This window comes from Curtobacterium luteum (assembly GCF_014646995.1).
GTDB lineage: Bacteria > Actinomycetota > Actinomycetes > Actinomycetales > Microbacteriaceae > Curtobacterium > Curtobacterium luteum.
On the sequence record NZ_BMOI01000006.1, the window covers coordinates 87,406 to 101,523 of the forward strand.

The 14,118-nt window shown below is 73.2% G+C and carries 16 protein-coding genes; 4 read left to right on the forward strand and 12 right to left on the reverse strand.

What is annotated here, in order from left to right; translation table 11 throughout:
* Nucleotides 1-53: 53 nt before the first annotated feature.
* Nucleotides 54-1,271: an MFS transporter gene (locus tag IEY20_RS08385; RefSeq protein WP_175327905.1), complete on the reverse strand. Its 1,218-nt coding sequence runs from the start codon at nt 1,269-1,271 to the stop codon at nt 54-56.
* 243 nt (nt 1,272-1,514) lie between these two features.
* On the opposite strand from IEY20_RS08385, the gene IEY20_RS08390 reads away from it, so the two are divergent.
* Entirely contained in the window at nt 1,515-2,543 is a 1,029-nt protein-coding gene (locus tag IEY20_RS08390) for an aldo/keto reductase (protein ID WP_175327906.1), read from the forward strand.
* A gap of 95 nt (nt 2,544-2,638) precedes the next feature.
* Here the strand turns inward: IEY20_RS08390 and IEY20_RS08395 are convergent, their stop codons facing one another.
* Nucleotides 2,639-2,827: a hypothetical protein gene (locus IEY20_RS08395; protein ID WP_022902902.1), complete on the reverse strand. Its 189-nt coding sequence runs from the start codon at nt 2,825-2,827 to the stop codon at nt 2,639-2,641.
* Nucleotides 2,828-2,942: 115 nt separating this feature from the next.
* On the opposite strand from IEY20_RS08395, the gene soxR reads away from it, so the two are divergent.
* Nucleotides 2,943-3,491, forward strand: a complete 549-nt coding sequence (soxR, locus tag IEY20_RS08400) for a redox-sensitive transcriptional activator SoxR (protein WP_188889046.1) — start codon at nt 2,943-2,945, stop codon at nt 3,489-3,491.
* Here soxR and IEY20_RS08405 read toward each other — a convergent pair.
* On the reverse strand, nt 3,451-3,894 hold the full coding sequence (locus tag IEY20_RS08405; protein WP_217504204.1) for a MarR family winged helix-turn-helix transcriptional regulator: 444 nt from the start codon (nt 3,892-3,894) through the stop codon (nt 3,451-3,453). The two genes, soxR and IEY20_RS08405, sit on opposite strands and share 41 nt — an antisense overlap.
* A 46-nt stretch (nt 3,895-3,940) precedes the next feature.
* On the opposite strand from IEY20_RS08405, the gene IEY20_RS08410 reads away from it, so the two are divergent.
* A complete protein-coding gene (locus IEY20_RS08410) occupies nt 3,941-5,173 on the forward strand; it encodes a multidrug effflux MFS transporter (protein WP_175327908.1) in 1,233 nt (410 codons plus the stop codon).
* A 120-nt stretch (nt 5,174-5,293) separates the two neighbouring features.
* Here IEY20_RS08410 and IEY20_RS08415 read toward each other — a convergent pair whose 3' ends face one another.
* The 5 genes from IEY20_RS08415 to IEY20_RS08435 all read right to left on the reverse strand — a co-directional run bounded on the left by IEY20_RS08415 (nt 5,294) and on the right by IEY20_RS08435 (nt 8,820).
* Nucleotides 5,294-6,028 (reverse strand): phosphatase PAP2 family protein, encoded by a 735-nt coding sequence (locus IEY20_RS08415; protein ID WP_175327909.1) that lies wholly within the window; start codon nt 6,026-6,028, stop codon nt 5,294-5,296.
* Nucleotides 6,029-6,109: 81 nt separating this feature from the next.
* The gene (gene pcp / locus IEY20_RS08420; protein WP_022902907.1) at nt 6,110-6,760 is read right to left on the reverse strand and encodes a pyroglutamyl-peptidase I; all 651 of its coding nucleotides are present in this window, start codon (nt 6,758-6,760) and stop codon (nt 6,110-6,112) included.
* Between the two features lie 136 nt (nt 6,761-6,896).
* Nucleotides 6,897-7,193, reverse strand: a complete 297-nt coding sequence (locus IEY20_RS08425; RefSeq protein ID WP_175327910.1) for a Dabb family protein — start codon at nt 7,191-7,193, stop codon at nt 6,897-6,899.
* Between the two features lie 94 nt (nt 7,194-7,287).
* A complete protein-coding gene (locus IEY20_RS08430) occupies nt 7,288-7,872 on the reverse strand; it encodes a hypothetical protein (RefSeq protein ID WP_188889048.1) in 585 nt (194 codons plus the stop codon).
* A gap of 60 nt (nt 7,873-7,932) precedes the next feature.
* Nucleotides 7,933-8,820: an SDR family oxidoreductase gene (locus IEY20_RS08435; protein WP_175327912.1), complete on the reverse strand. Its 888-nt coding sequence runs from the start codon at nt 8,818-8,820 to the stop codon at nt 7,933-7,935.
* A 154-nt stretch (nt 8,821-8,974) separates the two neighbouring features.
* Here IEY20_RS08435 and IEY20_RS08440 point away from each other — a divergent pair, with 154 nt between their 5' ends.
* Complete coding sequence (locus tag IEY20_RS08440; RefSeq protein WP_175327913.1) at nt 8,975-9,574, forward strand: hypothetical protein; 600 nt, start codon at nt 8,975-8,977, stop codon at nt 9,572-9,574.
* Between the two features lie 12 nt (nt 9,575-9,586).
* Here IEY20_RS08440 and IEY20_RS08445 read toward each other — a convergent pair whose 3' ends face one another.
* From IEY20_RS08445 to IEY20_RS08460, 4 genes are read right to left on the reverse strand one after another with little or no spacing between them, the layout of a single operon-like run.
* Nucleotides 9,587-10,516, reverse strand: a complete 930-nt coding sequence (locus tag IEY20_RS08445; RefSeq protein WP_022902912.1) for an ROK family protein — start codon at nt 10,514-10,516, stop codon at nt 9,587-9,589.
* Nucleotides 10,513-12,192: a dipeptide ABC transporter ATP-binding protein gene (locus IEY20_RS08450; protein ID WP_188889049.1), complete on the reverse strand. Its 1,680-nt coding sequence runs from the start codon at nt 12,190-12,192 to the stop codon at nt 10,513-10,515. Before IEY20_RS08450 ends, IEY20_RS08445 begins: the two co-directional genes overlap by 4 nt.
* Nucleotides 12,192-13,085, reverse strand: coding sequence for an ABC transporter permease (locus IEY20_RS08455; RefSeq protein WP_175327915.1), 894 nt, complete (start codon nt 13,083-13,085; stop codon nt 12,192-12,194). Before IEY20_RS08455 ends, IEY20_RS08450 begins: the two co-directional genes overlap by 1 nt.
* A 58-nt stretch (nt 13,086-13,143) precedes the next feature.
* Complete coding sequence (locus IEY20_RS08460; RefSeq protein WP_022902750.1) at nt 13,144-14,103, reverse strand: ABC transporter permease; 960 nt, start codon at nt 14,101-14,103, stop codon at nt 13,144-13,146.
* Nucleotides 14,104-14,118: the final 15 nt, after the last annotated feature.

Sequence of the window (14,118 nt, forward strand, 5' to 3'; positions counted from 1 at the left end):
GGCCAGGTCGTCTCACAGCGACGCTGCGCCGCCCGCAGCGCCCGCAGCGCCGGTCAGCGCCGGGCGGCCCGCCGCTCGAGCACCAGGTCCGCGACCGCCGCCACGACGACGACGCCGGCCGCGATCGCCGGCAGCACCATCGCTCCCGCCGCACCGGCACGCTCGGCGAACGCGCCCGTGACGGCCGACGACAGGGACTGTCCGACGATGACCGCCGAGCCGAGGATCGTCATGGTCGTCGCCGAGCGTCCGACCGGCGCCCGCTCGGACCCGAGGGAGTACTGCGTCACGAGGGTGGGGCCGATGCCGATCCCCATGACGCCGAGCACGAGCGCGACCGCGACCACCGAGTCCGCGTACGCGAAGGCCACCGCCCCGCCGAGGAGCACCGCCCCGAACACCAGCCAGCGCCAGCCGAGGCCGAACGCCCGCGGGAACGCCGCCGACCCGAGCGCGAGCGCCGCCGACCCGATGCCCATCACGCCGTAGAGGAGCCCGGCGCGCGAGGCTCCGCCGTGCGCCTCCATGAATGCGGTCAGCGAGGTGAGGGTCGCGCCGAAGAACAGGCCGATGCCGAGGATGCCGGCCACCACCACGAGCAACCGGGGGCGCAGCAGCTGCCGGGCGGGCGCCTGCGCCACGTGCCCGGTGCCGCCGGCGACGAGACGCCCGGTCGGGTGGAGGGCGAAGGCCGTGACGAACGCGAGCGTCAGGACGGACGCCCCGGCCACCGCGACCCACGGTGCGATCGCGCTCGCGAGCACGCCGACGAGGAACGGTCCGATGATGAACACCGTCTCGTCGGCGGCGGACTCGTAGGCCATCGTGCCGCTCGTGACCCGCTCGCGGCGGTCCGGGCTCATCCGCTGCCGGATGATCGCGACGAGCCGGGTCCGGGACATCGGGGCGACCTGCGGCGCCGACGCCCCGACGAGGAACGCCATCGCGAGGACGGCCACGTCGGGCGCGGCGCTCGTCACGACCAACGGCAGCGCGCCGAGGAGCACGCCGTTGACGATGCCGACCGGGACGAGCACGCGCCGTTGGCCGAAGCGGTCCGCGGCCGCACCGACGACCGGGCCGAAGACCGCGGAGCCGATGCCGACGGAGGCGGAGTTCAGCCCGCCGAGGGCCACGGAGTCGCGCGCGGCGACGACGAGGGTGAGGACGCCGACGACCATCATCGCGAACGGGAGTCGCGCGACGAAGGCGATCGGGAAGTACCACCGACCGGCGTGGGCGATCAGGGACGTGGGTCGTGCGTGGAGCATGGGGTGTGCCTTCTCGGCCCGGCCGTCCGGCAGCGGGCCCATCGGGTGCCGCCGCTGTCCGTCGCGCCCGGAGGGCGGGCGACGGCCGGTAGATACACACTGCGTGTTCGTGGTGCGTCCCCAGCCTACCGCGCGGCGGCCTGGAGGCACCGGGCGGGCCCGCCACGGGCCTCCAGGCCGTCAGGCGGTAACGCTTCGTCACCCGCGTCCGTGCGTCGCGTCGGCGCACCTATCGTGACGCGCATGGAACAGCGACGCACCGGGCGCACGGGGGCGCCCGTCAGCGCCCTGACACTCGGGACGCACGCGCTCGCGGGCGTGGCGACCCGGGACCTCGACGAGGCGGCCGTGCTCGTGCACGAAGCCCTCGACCGCGGCGTGACGGCCGTCGACGTGTCGGACGCCGACGGCGGCGGTCGCGCGGAGTCCGCCGTGGGGGCGGCCCTCGCGGGTCGGCGGGACGACGTCTTCGTGTCGGTGCGGTTCGGCGACGCGGTCGACTCCGATCCCGCGCACCGGGGCAACGGCCGTCGGTGGATGTTCCGCGCGGTCGAACGGAGCCTCGAGCGGCTCGGGGTCGACGTCATCGACCTCTACCAGCCGGCGCGTCCGGACCCGGCGACGTCCCTCGACGAGACGCTCGACGCCCTCGCGGACCTCGTCGCCGCCGGTCGGATCCGGGCCTTCGGCATCCCCGGGTTCCCCGCCGAGGAGCTCGTCGAGGCCCAGTGGCTGCGGTCCGGCGGCAAGAGCGCGACCGCCACGCACGTGCCGTACTCGCTGCTGACGCGGACGGCCGAGCGGACGGTGCTGCCGGTGGCACGGCGCTTCGGGCTCGGCGCGTTCACGGGGGCACCGCTCGCCGGAGGCTGGCTCGCCGGGTCCTACCGGGAGGGCGCCGGCCAGCCGGTGTCGCCGCGGACGCTCGCCGACCCCACGGCCTACGACGTCGGGTCGCCGCGCAACCGCCGGAAGCTCGGGGTGGTCGACCGCCTCGGGCGTCTCGCCGACGAGGCCGGTCTGACCCTGTTCGAGCTGTCCGTCGGTTTCGCGCTGACCCACCCGGACGTGTCGAGCGTCGTGGTCGGCCCGCGGACGACGTCGCACCTGGACGCGTACCTGCAGGCGTCGGAGGTGGCGCTCGACGACGACCTGCTCGACGCGGTCGACCAGGTCGTGCCGCCCGGGACCCACGTGCTCGAGGACGACACGGGCATCGCGCTGCCGGCGCTGTCCCGGGAGCGGCTCCGCGGACCGGCACTCGTGCGCTGATCCCGCGGGATGCCGACGCCGTTCGGGGACGTCGACGCGTTCGGGGACGTCGACGCGTTCGGGGACGTCGACGCGTTCGGGAACGTCGTACGGCCTCAGCGGGCGGTGGTGCGGCAGAGGCCCTCGTGCGCGAGCATCACCGGGAGTGCGAGGGCGTAGGGCAGCCGGGCGGCGAGCCGCTCGAGACCGGAGAGCACCGCGTCGAGGACCGGGTTGCCGGTCGGCTCGGGCCAGTTCGACGAGACGGGGCGGGCGATGTCCTGCTGCGCGGTGAGCACGCTCATGGTCGTGTCCTTCGAGGTTCGAGCCGGTCCTGCACCGGCCTTGTGATGTCCAACATATTACCGTCAGATAGCCCTGTCAAGTGCGATGTGAACACTCGCGCCTAGGATCTCGACCATGGTGGAGATCCCCGCACCGAAGCCGACCGACCTGCTCTCGATCGGCGAGGTGGTGGAACGCACCGGGGTCGCCGCGTCGGCCCTGCACTTCTACGAGCGCAAGGGCCTGATCCACCCCGAGCGGACGACCGGCGGCACCCGGCTGTACCCCCGGCACGTCGAGCGGCGCATCGCGATCATCCAGGTGGCGAAGCGGCTCGGTATCCCGCTGAGCGAGGTCGCCGAGCAGTTCGCGACGCTGCCGAGCGACCGGATGCCGTCCCTGCGCGACTGGGCCCGGTTGAACGAGCGGTGGCGGGCACGGCTCCGCGCCCGCCAGCTCGAGCTCGAGCGGCTCCAGGAGGAGATGACGCAGTGCATCGGCTGCGGGTGCGTCTCACTGAACGCCTGCCTGGTGATGAACCCGGGCGATGCGCTCGGCGCGGACGGGGCGGGTGCGCGGCGCCTGATGTCGATCGAGGACGAGGTCGGGCGTGCAGCCGATCAGGACGTCGAGGAGGAGCCCGTCAGCGAGCCACTCCCCGGAGGCCGGCGTCGATCCGCGTGAGCAGGGCGAAGGCGCCCTCGACCCCGTCGACGTCGCCCCCGAGCGCCTCGCGCAGCGTGCGGACCCAGTGCGCGTGCAGCCGCCCGATGCTCTCCCGCGCGACCGGCGTCGGATGGAGGCGCACCGTCCTGGCGTCCTCGGGGTCCGGCCGCCGCTCGACCATCCCCTTGTCGACGAGCGCCTTGAGCGCGACGCTGAGGTTGCTGCGCTTGAGGGCCGTCGCCTCGGCGGTCGCGCTCGGTGAGGTCCCGGGGTTGCGGTCGACCCACCGCATGACGAGCGCCTCGGTCCCCGTGAGCGGCACGATGTCGAGCGTGCGGAGGCCGTGCGGGTCGACGTCGCGCGAGACGCGGAGCAGGACGTCGGCGAACTCCGCGAGGAGGTCGTCCGACACCGGGGGCATGGCAGCACTGTACCGCGGGCACTCCATGAGTTATGATTTCATAACCATGACGACCGACACCGGGACCATCCGCGCGCACGACGCGGCCGCACCGACCACGACACGGGGCATCACCACGGCGCTCCTGCTCGTCCTCGGACTCCTCAGCGCGGTGGCGCCGTTCGCCACCGACCTCTACCTCCCGGCGTTCCCGAAGATGACGACGGAGCTCCGCACCTCCGCGACGACCGTGCAGCTCACGCTGACCGCGTTCCTCGTCGGGGTCACGGCCGGGCAGCTCGTCTTCGGTCCGCTGTCCGACCGCTTCGGCCGGGTGCCGCCGCTGGTCGCGGGTGCGGCGCTGTGCGTCCTCGCGAGCGTGGCCGCGGTGCTCGCACCGAACGTCGGGGTGCTGATCGTCGCCCGTCTGCTCCAGGGGCTCGGTGGTGCGGCCGGCATGGTGATCGGTCGTGCCGTGATCTCCGACCTCGCCTCCGGCAGGGCCGCGGCGCGGGCGTTCTCGCTCATGATGATCGTCGGCGGCGTCGCCCCGGTCGTCGCCCCGCTGCTCGGCGGCCTGCTCACCGCGCCGCTCGGCTGGCGCGGACTGCTCACGATCGTGCTCGGCCTGTCCGTCGCGATGCTCGTCGCCGTGCTCGCCGTCGTCCGCGAGACCCACCTGCGCTCGCGCCGGGACGCACTCCGGGCCGAGCGGGCCGGTTCGGGCTCCCCTGTGCGGGCACTCCGCTCCCCGGCCTTCATCGGGTACACCGCCGTGTTCGGATTCGCGTTCGCGGTGATGATGGCGTACATCTCCGCGTCGCCGTTCCTCTACCAGGACATGCTCGGGCTCGGGACGGTGGGCTACGGCGTCGCGTTCGGCTGCAACGCGCTCGCGCTGATGGGCGTGAGCATCCTGTCCGCGAAGCTCACGGCCACCCGCTCCGTCGTCGGGGTCCTCAGCGTCGGGATCGGGCTCGTGACGGCGTCGACGGTGGCGTTCGGGCTGCTCGTCGTGACCGGGGCGCCCGTGTTCTGGCTCGCCGTCCCGCTGTTCACCGCGGTGGGGTCGCTCGGCCTGGTGCTCGGGAACGCGACCGCGCTGGCGTTGGGCGCGGTGCCGTCGGCTGCCGGGAGCGCCTCGGCCGTGCTCGGTGCACTGCAGTTCGGCCTCGCGGCCCTCGTCTCACCGCTCGTGAGCATCGGCGGGTCGGCGACCGCGGGGCCGCTCGCGGTCGTGATGCTCGCCGCGGCCGTGGTCTCGGTGGTCGCCCTGCTCCTCGCCCGGCATCGCGCCTGACACCGGCGGGGCCGGACCGGGGAGCGTGCGCGTTCCGACGGAGCGCGCGTCGATCACCACGAGCGACGTCGGAGCGGGCGCGCTTGCCCGACCGACGGCGCCCCCCCCCCCCCCCGGGCGTCAGGACCGGACGGCTCGTCCGCCCACCGGCTTCCGGAGGAACGGGATGCGCGGCATCAGCCAGTCGACCCAGACCACCCGGACGCCGGGGGCCACGGCGAGCGACCAGAGGATCGACGCCGCCGCGTCGGTCGGGTAGTGCACCGCGTCGATCGACACCGCGAAGAACACCACGACGATCGCCGCTGTGCCCGCCACGAGCACGGTGCGGTGCCACCGGCTGTCGCGCAGGAGCCAGACGAGCGCGATGACGAACGCGGTGATGTACACGGTGTGCCCGCTCGGGTACCCCGGGTCGGGCTGCACGGCGAACGGGTGCGGCAGGACGGCGACGTCGGGGCGCGCGCGGTGCACGATCTCCTTCACGACCGCCGAGGGCACCCACGTGATCGCGATCGTGCCGCCGAACGCGAGCGCCGGACGCAGGTCACGGGACCGCCACCAGATGACGGCCACCACGACGACGGTGATCCCGATCGCCGGGGCCGGGCTGATCACGTGGTACACGGCGTCCGTGAACGCGCCGAGCGCCCCGGTGTGCAGCGTGTTCAGGGCCTTCGAGAGCCCGAGGTCGACCGTGCCGAGCAGGAAGCCGACCCCCGTGATGACGACGACCGCGATGACGGCGACCGCGACCGAGACGAGTGGGTAGCGCGCCGGCTCGAGGATGCCCACGACGTCGGTCGCGGTGGCCGAGCGGCCTCGGGGACGGAGCTGCGGGGCGTCGGCGGTCATCCGACCATGGTCCCAGGTCGTCGGCGCACCCGACCCGGAGACCCGTGACGGAAGATCAGAAACCCCTCAGCGTCGCAGCGCTCAGTGTTCCGCCCCGCCCTGCTCGACCAGGTCCGGTCCGCCGCGGAGGGCTTCGCGGACCACGACGTCCAGCGCCCGGACGACGTCGTCCAGCGGGAGTGTCGGCAGGCCGGGGGCACCGAAGCCCGGTGTGGCCGGCACGTGCACGAACCCGCCACGGAAGTCGTGCCGGTCGGCGAGCGACATGAGCTCGTAGAACGCCTGGTTGCAGGTGAACGTCCCGGCGGTGTTGGAGACCGCGGCAGGGACGTCGAGCGCCCGGATGCCCGCGACGATCCGCTTGATCGGCAGCCCGGAGAACCAGGCCGTCGCACCGTTCGGGTCGATGGGCTCGTCGACCGGCCGGGCTCCTGCGTTGTCCGGGATCCTCGCGTCCTGCACGTTGATCGCGACGCGCTCGGGCGTCACCGCGGACCGTCCCTCGGCGAGACCGGTCGCGACCACCACGGTCGGCCGGTGCTCGAGGATCGCGGCCACGAGTCGCTGCCGGACCTCCGCGAAGACGACCGGCAGCTGCTCGACCCGCATCCGGGCGGGGCCGTCCCACCGGTCGGCGAGCGCCGTCACGGCGTCCCAGGACGGGTTCGTCGTGGCACCCCCGAACGGCTCGAAGGCGGTCAGGAGGACGGTCGGTCCGGTCGCGTCGGCCACCGGCCCAGCCTAGGCACGGATCGGCCGGGAGGCACGTGGCGGCGCCGTGTCGCGCCTCCCGACCGTCACCGGGCCACTGCCGGGCCGGAACCGGCCCCGTCGGACCGCCGAGCCGGCCGTCCCCGCCGCGGCGGCGTCAGTTGTCGATGTCGAACACGACGACCCGGCTGCTGCCGGCCCGGATGTGCTCGGCGACGGGCTGGTGCTCGGGGTGCGGCAGGTAGGCCTGGAGCGCTGCGCGGTCGCGGAACCCGACGACGAGCATCCAGTCGAACCCGCCCTCGAGCCCCTCGGTGCTCACGCTGGTCCCCGACCGGACGGTCTCGACGCCCTCGATCCGCGTGAGGTGCTCCCGTGCGAGCGCGTCCCCTTGTGCCGCTCGTCCGTCGTCGCCGTCCCACGTCACCAGCACCACGTGCGTCACACCGGTCATCGTCACTCCCGTCGTCGGGTCCGATGCTGCCAGCACCGTGCAGCGGTGGCGCCCGTCGGTCCGGGTCTCATCCGCTGGGCGCGGGGCCCCGCGGTCACTTCCGGGCTTCGGCCCGCTGCTGGATGCCGACGAGGACCATGAACAGCAGCCCGACGCCGAGCACGACGGCCGGCGCGAGCAGCGAGCCGCCGCCGGTCAGCGCCAGGACGAGGAACACCACGCCGAGGCCGGTGAACATCGCGGACAGTGCCCAACCGGCCTTCACACTCACGAACCAGCGCGGCCGGCCGGCCTCGTCAGCGGAGCGGATGCGTTCGTCCTCGGCGGCCAGCCACGCGCTGCCCGGCCCCCGGTGTCGGAGGACCTTCGCCCAGAACACGAGCATGCCCGCCGCGAAGACGAGGAAGAACACCGTCAGCCCGATCGCGACACCCGTCTCCCCGCTCATCCAGAGCGGCACGGTGGCGAAGAGTCCGACGAGCGCGGAGCCGAGCACGAGCCACGGCGCGACGACGCGGGCGTAGGCCTGCTGTCCGCGCCCGACGGCCCGGCTCGCACGGACGAAGCGCTGTTCACCGCTCGAGCGCTCGGCCGCGGGCTTCCGCATGACGTTGCCCTCGACGACGATGAGCACGACTGACGCCAGGAGCACGATCCCGACCACGATCCACACGACCATGGTCGAGACCGTACTCACGAGGACTCCTCAGTCTCCCGGAGTCCGGGGGACAGTGGGCCGTCAGAACGCGGGGGTCCCGCCCGCGATGGTGATGGTCGAGCCGGACTGGTAGCTCGACTCCGGGCTGACCAGGTGGACGTAGGCGGCGCCGAGCTCCGCGGGCTGCCCCGGGCGACCGAACGGCGACGACTCCCCGAAGTGCGCGACGGTCTCGGCGTCGTCCGAACCGGGCTGCAGCGGGGTCCACACCGGACCGGGTGCGACCGAGTTGACGCGGATGCCCTTCGGCGCGAGCTGCTGGGCGACGGCCTCGGTGAAGGTCTTCACGGCACTCTTCGAGATCGCGTAGTCGATCTTGTCCGGTGACGGCGTGCTCGCCTGGATCGAACCGGTCGTCACGATGGTCGAACCGGGCTCGAGGTGCGGCACCGCGGCCTTCGTGAGCCAGAACAGCGAGTAGATGTTCGTCTTGAAGGTGGAGTCGAAGTGCTCGGTGGTGAGCGTCAGGACGTCGTCGTTGCTGTCCATGCGACCGGCGACCATCACGAGCGTGTCGAGGCCGCCGAACTCGTCGACGGCCTTCTGCACGAGGTCCTTGCAGTACTGCTCGTCGGAGATGTCACCGGGGAACAGCACGGCGCGGCGCCCTTCGCCCTCGAGGAGGTCGCGGACCTGCTCGGCGTCCTCCTGCTCGTCGGGCAGGTAGGACAGGACGAGGTCGGCGCCCTCGCGGGACAGTGCGATCGCGGCGGCACGGCCGATGCCGGAGTCGGCGCCGGTGACGATGCCGCGGTACCCCGTCAGTCGCTCCTTGCCGACGTAGCTCTGCTCGCCGTGGTCGGGCTGCGGGTCCATCTTCCAGGCGGCGCCCGGCAGGGACTGTTCCTGCTCCGGGTACGGCGGTGCGGGGTAGAGGGTGTTCGGGTCGCGCTTGTCGTACTGGCTCATGCGGCCACGATGCTCGGGAGCTGCTCCGCGCCGGTTCAGGGGCACGGGGCTGCACACGCCGTGACAGCATCCACAGCCTGAACGAATGTCGATGAGGCTGTCGCGCATGCACCCTGCCGGTCGGCGGAGGATGCGGGCGGGTACCGTCCGGCCCGTGGCGGGCGACTGGGTCGAGTTCGACGACGGACCGAAGCGGCGGGTGATCCACCGTCGACTCGGACGGTTGTGGCCGTTCGTCCTGGCGTTCGGGACGGCCTCGGCGTTCATGAGCAAGGGCGGTCCGTCTCCGTTCCAGTCGTTCGGGTGGATCGCGGTCCCGATCTGGTTCGCAGGTTGGGGACTCGTCCTGCTCGCGGCGTGGGGTGTGCTCCACCTCGTGTCACGGCCCTTCGCGATCGACCGCGAACGCGGCCTCGTGCGGCTCCGCGGCAGGGTCGTGCCGTTCTCCGCGGTGGACTTCGCGGAACTGGAGCCGTTCACGAACCTGGATCCGGACCTGCTCTCGATCCGTCTGGGGATCCGCAAGCGGCGCACGGTGGTGCTCGTCATCAGGGAGGGTCGCGAGGCCACCGCGACCGGGGCGCACCGCGATGCGCTCCTCGCGGCGCTCGCCGGATCGTCGATCACCCGCCCATCGAGCGTCCACGACCCGACCGGCCGGTTCGCCCGGTTCAACTTCCCGGGCTCACTCGACAAGGCGGGCGCCGCCGAGGTGGTCGAGCACCCGCCCCAGGTCGGTGTCGCCGGCCCGTGACCGCCACCCGCGTCACACGACGGGCGCAGCCCCGAACACGACGTCCCGCACCTGCGCCGCCGCACCGAGCGCGACGGCGTCGGACCCCAGCGTGGACAGCGCGAGCCGGATCGGTGCGCCACTGACCGGGGGTTCGGCCTCGATGGCCGCGGTGATCGCGGGTTCGAGGAGGTCCCACGACCGGGCGATCCCCCCGCCGATCACGACGGTCGTCACGTCGAGGACCCCAGCGGTCAGCAGCGCGGCGCGGGCGAGCCCCCACCCGGCGCGCGCGAAGACCTCGGCGGCGTCGGCGTCGCCGGTTCGCGCGGCCTCGGCGACCTCGCGCACGGAGCGGCGCCGGCCGGACCGCTCCTCGTAGCGGTCGGCGATGCCCCGGGCGCCCGCGAGGGTCTCGAGGTGTCCGACCTGGCCGCACGTGCACACCGCGTCGCCGAAGCCCGGCACGTGACCGATCTCCCCCGCGGCGCCGCGTGGTCCGGCGAAGAGGGATCCGCCGAGCACGAGCGCCCCGCCGACACCGGTCCCGAGCGTCATCCCGAGCACGTCCGGCTCGCCCGCGACCGCGCCGGTGGCGACCTCGCCGAGGAGGAACGCGTTCACGTCGTTGTCGAGGGTCGCGGGCACGCCGAGTGCTCCGGTGACGGCCGCGGTCACGCCGTACCCGGCCCAGCCGGTGAAGGAGTTCCCGGTCACCAGGACCGTGCCGGTCGCGGCGTCCACGACGCCGGCTGCGCCGACCCCGACACCCGACAAGGAGGCCCGGTGCCGGTCGAGCAGGTCCGTCACGGCACGGACACCGGTCGCGACGATGGCCGCGCCGCCCGCGTGCGCGGGCGTCGGCAGGTCGACGCGGTCGACGACCTCGAGGTCCGGCGTCGTGAGCAGCACCTTCGTGTTCGTCCCGCCGACGTCGATGCCGGCGAGCACCTCGGCGCTCACGCGGTCACCGTCCCGAGGGCCGCGAGACGATCGGCGCGGCGACGACGCTGCACGACGGGGTCGGGCACGGGGACCGCGGCGAGCAGGCGTCGGGTGTAGTCGGTCTCCGGGTGGACGAGCGTGGCGCCGGTCGGCCCCTGCTCCTCGACGCCGCCCTGGCGCATCACGACGACACGCTCGGCGAACTGCTGCACGACGGCGAGGTCGTGCGAGACGAACAGGCAGGCGAAGCCCAGGTCGGCCTGGAGCTGGCGGAGCACGTCGAGCACGGTCTCCTGCACGCTGACGTCGAGCGCGCTCGTCGGCTCGTCGGCCACGAGCAGCCGCGGGGACAGCACGAGCGCCCGCGCGAGCGACACCCGCTGCCGCTGGCCACCGGAGAGCTCCCGGGGTGCGCGGGACGCCAGGGTGCGCGGGAGGCGGACGGCGTCGAGCACCTCGTCGACGCGGCGACGCCTGTCGGCCGAGGACATCCCGCGGCGGTGCACGGCGAGGGGCTCGGCGATGCACTCGGCGACCGACATCCGGGCGTCGAGCGACGCCACCGGGTCCTGGAGGACCACACCGATCCCGGACCGCAGCGCGCGACGGGCGCGACCGCGGGAGCGGACGAGGTCGGTGCCGAACAGGTGCACGCTGCCCGCGGTCGGCCGGACGAGCCCCAGGGCCACGCGGGCGGCGGTCGACTTCCCCGAGCCGGACTCCCCGACGAGCCCGACGGTCTCGCCGGCGTGGACGGCGATGTCGATGCCGCGCAGCGCGTGCACGGCGCGTGCCCCGCGCCCGAACGTCACCGAGACGTCCCGCAGGTCGACCACCGGGGCCGTGTCGGGCCTCCCGGCCGGATCGGACCGAGCCGACGACGTGGACGACGTGCCCGTCGGGGCCGACGCCACCGTCAGCCGCGGCACCGCCGCGAGCAACCGCTTCGTGTAGTCGTGCTGCGGGCGGAGCAGGACGTCCTCGACCAGGCCGGTCTCGACGATCTCCCCCTGCAGCATCACCGCGACCCGGTCCGCGAAGTCCGCGACGACGCCCATGTTGTGCGTGACGAGCAGCACGCCCGTGCCGGTGTCGGCGGCGAGCCCGCGGAGCAGCTCGAGGATCTCGGCCTGCACGGTCACGTCGAGCGCGGTCGTGGGCTCGTCCGCGATGAGGAGCTTCGGCTGGTTCGCGATCGCCATGGCGATGACCACCCGCTGCCGCTGCCCACCGGACAGCTCGAACGGGTACGCCTTCGCACGCGCCGCCGGCGAGGGGATGCCGACCCGTTCGAGGAGCTCGACCGCGCGCGCCGCCGCGTCGGTCGCGGACACGTCCTGGTGGTTCCGGATGACCTCGGCGATCTGCGCGCCGACCCGGGTGAGGGGGTCGAGGGCGGTGGCGGGCTCCTGGAAGACCATGGAGACGGTGGACCCGCGGAGGGACCGGAGGGCGGGCTCGGGGGCGCCGACCACCTCGTGGCCGTCGACGACGGCACTGCCCGTGGCGGTGGCGTTGCCGGGCAGCAGGCCCATCGCGGCGAGCGCGACGGTCGACTTGCCGGAGCCGGACTCCCCCACGAGCGCCAGCGTCTCGCCGGGTTCGACGTGCAGGGTGACCCCGCGGCCGGCGTCGACGGTGCCGGACTCGGTGGCGAAGGTGATCCCGAGGTCGGTGGTGGTCAGGATGGACATCAGCGGCCCCTCACGTCGAAGGCGTCCCGGAGCCCGTCGCCCACCGCGTTGAACGCGCAGACGACGAGGATCACGGCGAGTCCCGGCGGGACGATGAGCCACCACCGCCCGGAGTAGGCGGAGGTCAGCCCGGCGGACAGCATCCCGCCCCAGTCGGTCGCGGGTGCCTGGACACCGAGCCCGAGGTACGAGACGTACGCCACGAGCAGGATCGCGTCCGCGACCTGGAACGTCGCCGCGACGACGATCGTCGACACCGAGTTCGGCAGCAGGTGCCGACGGATCGCGCGGGCGTGGGAGCCGCCGATGGCGCGGAGGGTGAGGACGTAGTCGCGGTTCTTCAGCGTCAGGGTCTCGGCGCGGATGAGTCGGGAGGGCACGAGCCACGAGACCAGCCCGAGGATCACGATGAGTCCCCAGACACCGGGGGTCGTGATCGCCGAGATGACGAGCAGGATGAAGAGCGCGGGGATCGCGATGCCGGCGTCGACGACCCGCATCATGACGGCGTCGACCCAACCGCCGACGTACCCGGCGACCGAGCCCCAGAGCGTCCCGACGACCGTCGCCAGGATGCCCGCGGCGATGCCGACCAAGAGCGACACTTTCCCGCCGAACATGAGGCGGCCGAGGACGTCGTGCCCGACGGCGTCGGTGCCGAGCAGGTGCGCGGCACCCGGGGCGAGGTTCACCTGGTCCAACTGGGTGTGGGTCTGGTCGGTCGGGTACAGGAACGGACCGACGAAGCAGAACAGCATGACCACGACGATGACGACGAGGCCGATCACCGCGAGGGTGTTGCGGCGGAAGCGCCGGGCGGCGAGCCGCCAGCCGGTCGATGCGACCGTGACGGGGGCGCCCGGGGCTTCGGGTGCCAGTTGTACGACGCTCATGCGCGGACTCCCATCCCGTCGTTGGTGGGCGCAGTGTCGATGAGGGACGTGACGACGCTCATGCGCGGCTCGCCTTCGTTCGCGGGTCGATGACGGACTGCGCGACGTCGGCGAGCAGCGTGCCCACCACGGTCGCGATCGAGATGACGAGGACGCAGCCGAGCAGGGTCGGGTAGTCCGAGGTCTGCGCGGCGTTCCAGAACAGCAGACCCATGCCGGGGTAGTTGAAGAGCTGCTCGGTGACGAGCGCGCCGCCGAACAGCACGGGCAGGTAGTACCCGAGCATCGCGACGACCGGGGTCAGGGAGTTCCGGAAGACGTGCCGCCGGAGGATGGTCACCGTCGACGCGCCACCGGCCCGGGCGGTGCGCACGTAGTCCTCCTGCAGGTTCTCGAGCGTCGACGCCCGCATGTACCGGCTGAACACGGCGATCATCGCGAGTGCGCCCGTGACCACCGGCAGCACGAGGCCGGCCGGGTCCTGGAAGACCTCGGCGAGGGTGGTGCCGCTCGGCGCCTGCGCGGGCAGCCACGGCAGCTGCTGGCTGAACACGATGATGAGGAGCAGCCCGAGGAAGAACGCGGGCGTCGAGTAGAACACGAACGCCAGCGCGGTGGCGGCGTAGTCGACGGCACCGTTGCGGCGCACGGCCTGCCACATGCCGACGGGGATCGCGATGACGAGCCCGAGGACGGCGGACATCCCGGTGAGCACGAGGGTCTTCGGCAGGCGCTCGGCGATGAGCTGCGAGACCGGTTCGTTGAGCGTGTACGACATGCCGATGTCGCCGGTGAGCAGACGACCGAGGAACCGGAGGTACTGCACGGGCAGCGGCTGGTCGAGTCCCTGGGACTGGTTGAAGGCGGCGATCTGCGCCGGCGTCGCGGAGACGCCGAGGACGCCGCGGGCGGGTCCGCCCGGCAGGGCGTGCAGCAGGCAGAACACGACGATCGTGACGATGAGGACAACGGCGAGTGCTTGCAGCACGCGCCGGAGCAGGTACAGGGCTGTGGTCATGCGGCTTCCGATGGT

Excerpts from the sequence above, each read along its gene's own strand:
- IEY20_RS08455 (WP_175327915.1), bottom strand. The coding sequence starts at position 13,085 with ATGAGCGTCGTACAACTGGCACCCGAAGCCCCGGGCGCCCCCGTCACG.
- IEY20_RS08410 (WP_175327908.1), top strand. The coding sequence starts at position 3,941 with ATGACGACCGACACCGGGACCATCCGCGCGCACGACGCGGCCGCACCG.
- IEY20_RS08385 (WP_175327905.1), bottom strand. The coding sequence starts at position 1,271 with ATGCTCCACGCACGACCCACGTCCCTGATCGCCCACGCCGGTCGGTGG.
- IEY20_RS08405 (WP_217504204.1), bottom strand. The coding sequence starts at position 3,894 with ATGCCCCCGGTGTCGGACGACCTCCTCGCGGAGTTCGCCGACGTCCTG.
- IEY20_RS08450 (WP_188889049.1), bottom strand. The coding sequence starts at position 12,192 with ATGTCCATCCTGACCACCACCGACCTCGGGATCACCTTCGCCACCGAG.
- IEY20_RS08395 (WP_022902902.1), bottom strand. The coding sequence starts at position 2,827 with ATGAGCGTGCTCACCGCGCAGCAGGACATCGCCCGCCCCGTCTCGTCG.
- IEY20_RS08425 (WP_175327910.1), bottom strand. The coding sequence starts at position 7,193 with ATGACCGGTGTGACGCACGTGGTGCTGGTGACGTGGGACGGCGACGAC.
- IEY20_RS08390 (WP_175327906.1), top strand. The coding sequence starts at position 1,515 with ATGGAACAGCGACGCACCGGGCGCACGGGGGCGCCCGTCAGCGCCCTG.
- IEY20_RS08460 (WP_022902750.1), bottom strand. The coding sequence starts at position 14,103 with ATGACCACAGCCCTGTACCTGCTCCGGCGCGTGCTGCAAGCACTCGCC.
- IEY20_RS08435 (WP_175327912.1), bottom strand. The coding sequence starts at position 8,820 with ATGAGCCAGTACGACAAGCGCGACCCGAACACCCTCTACCCCGCACCG.
- IEY20_RS08430 (WP_188889048.1), bottom strand. The coding sequence starts at position 7,872 with ATGGTCGTGTGGATCGTGGTCGGGATCGTGCTCCTGGCGTCAGTCGTG.
- soxR (WP_188889046.1), top strand. The coding sequence starts at position 2,943 with ATGGTGGAGATCCCCGCACCGAAGCCGACCGACCTGCTCTCGATCGGC.
- IEY20_RS08415 (WP_175327909.1), bottom strand. The coding sequence starts at position 6,028 with ATGACCGCCGACGCCCCGCAGCTCCGTCCCCGAGGCCGCTCGGCCACC.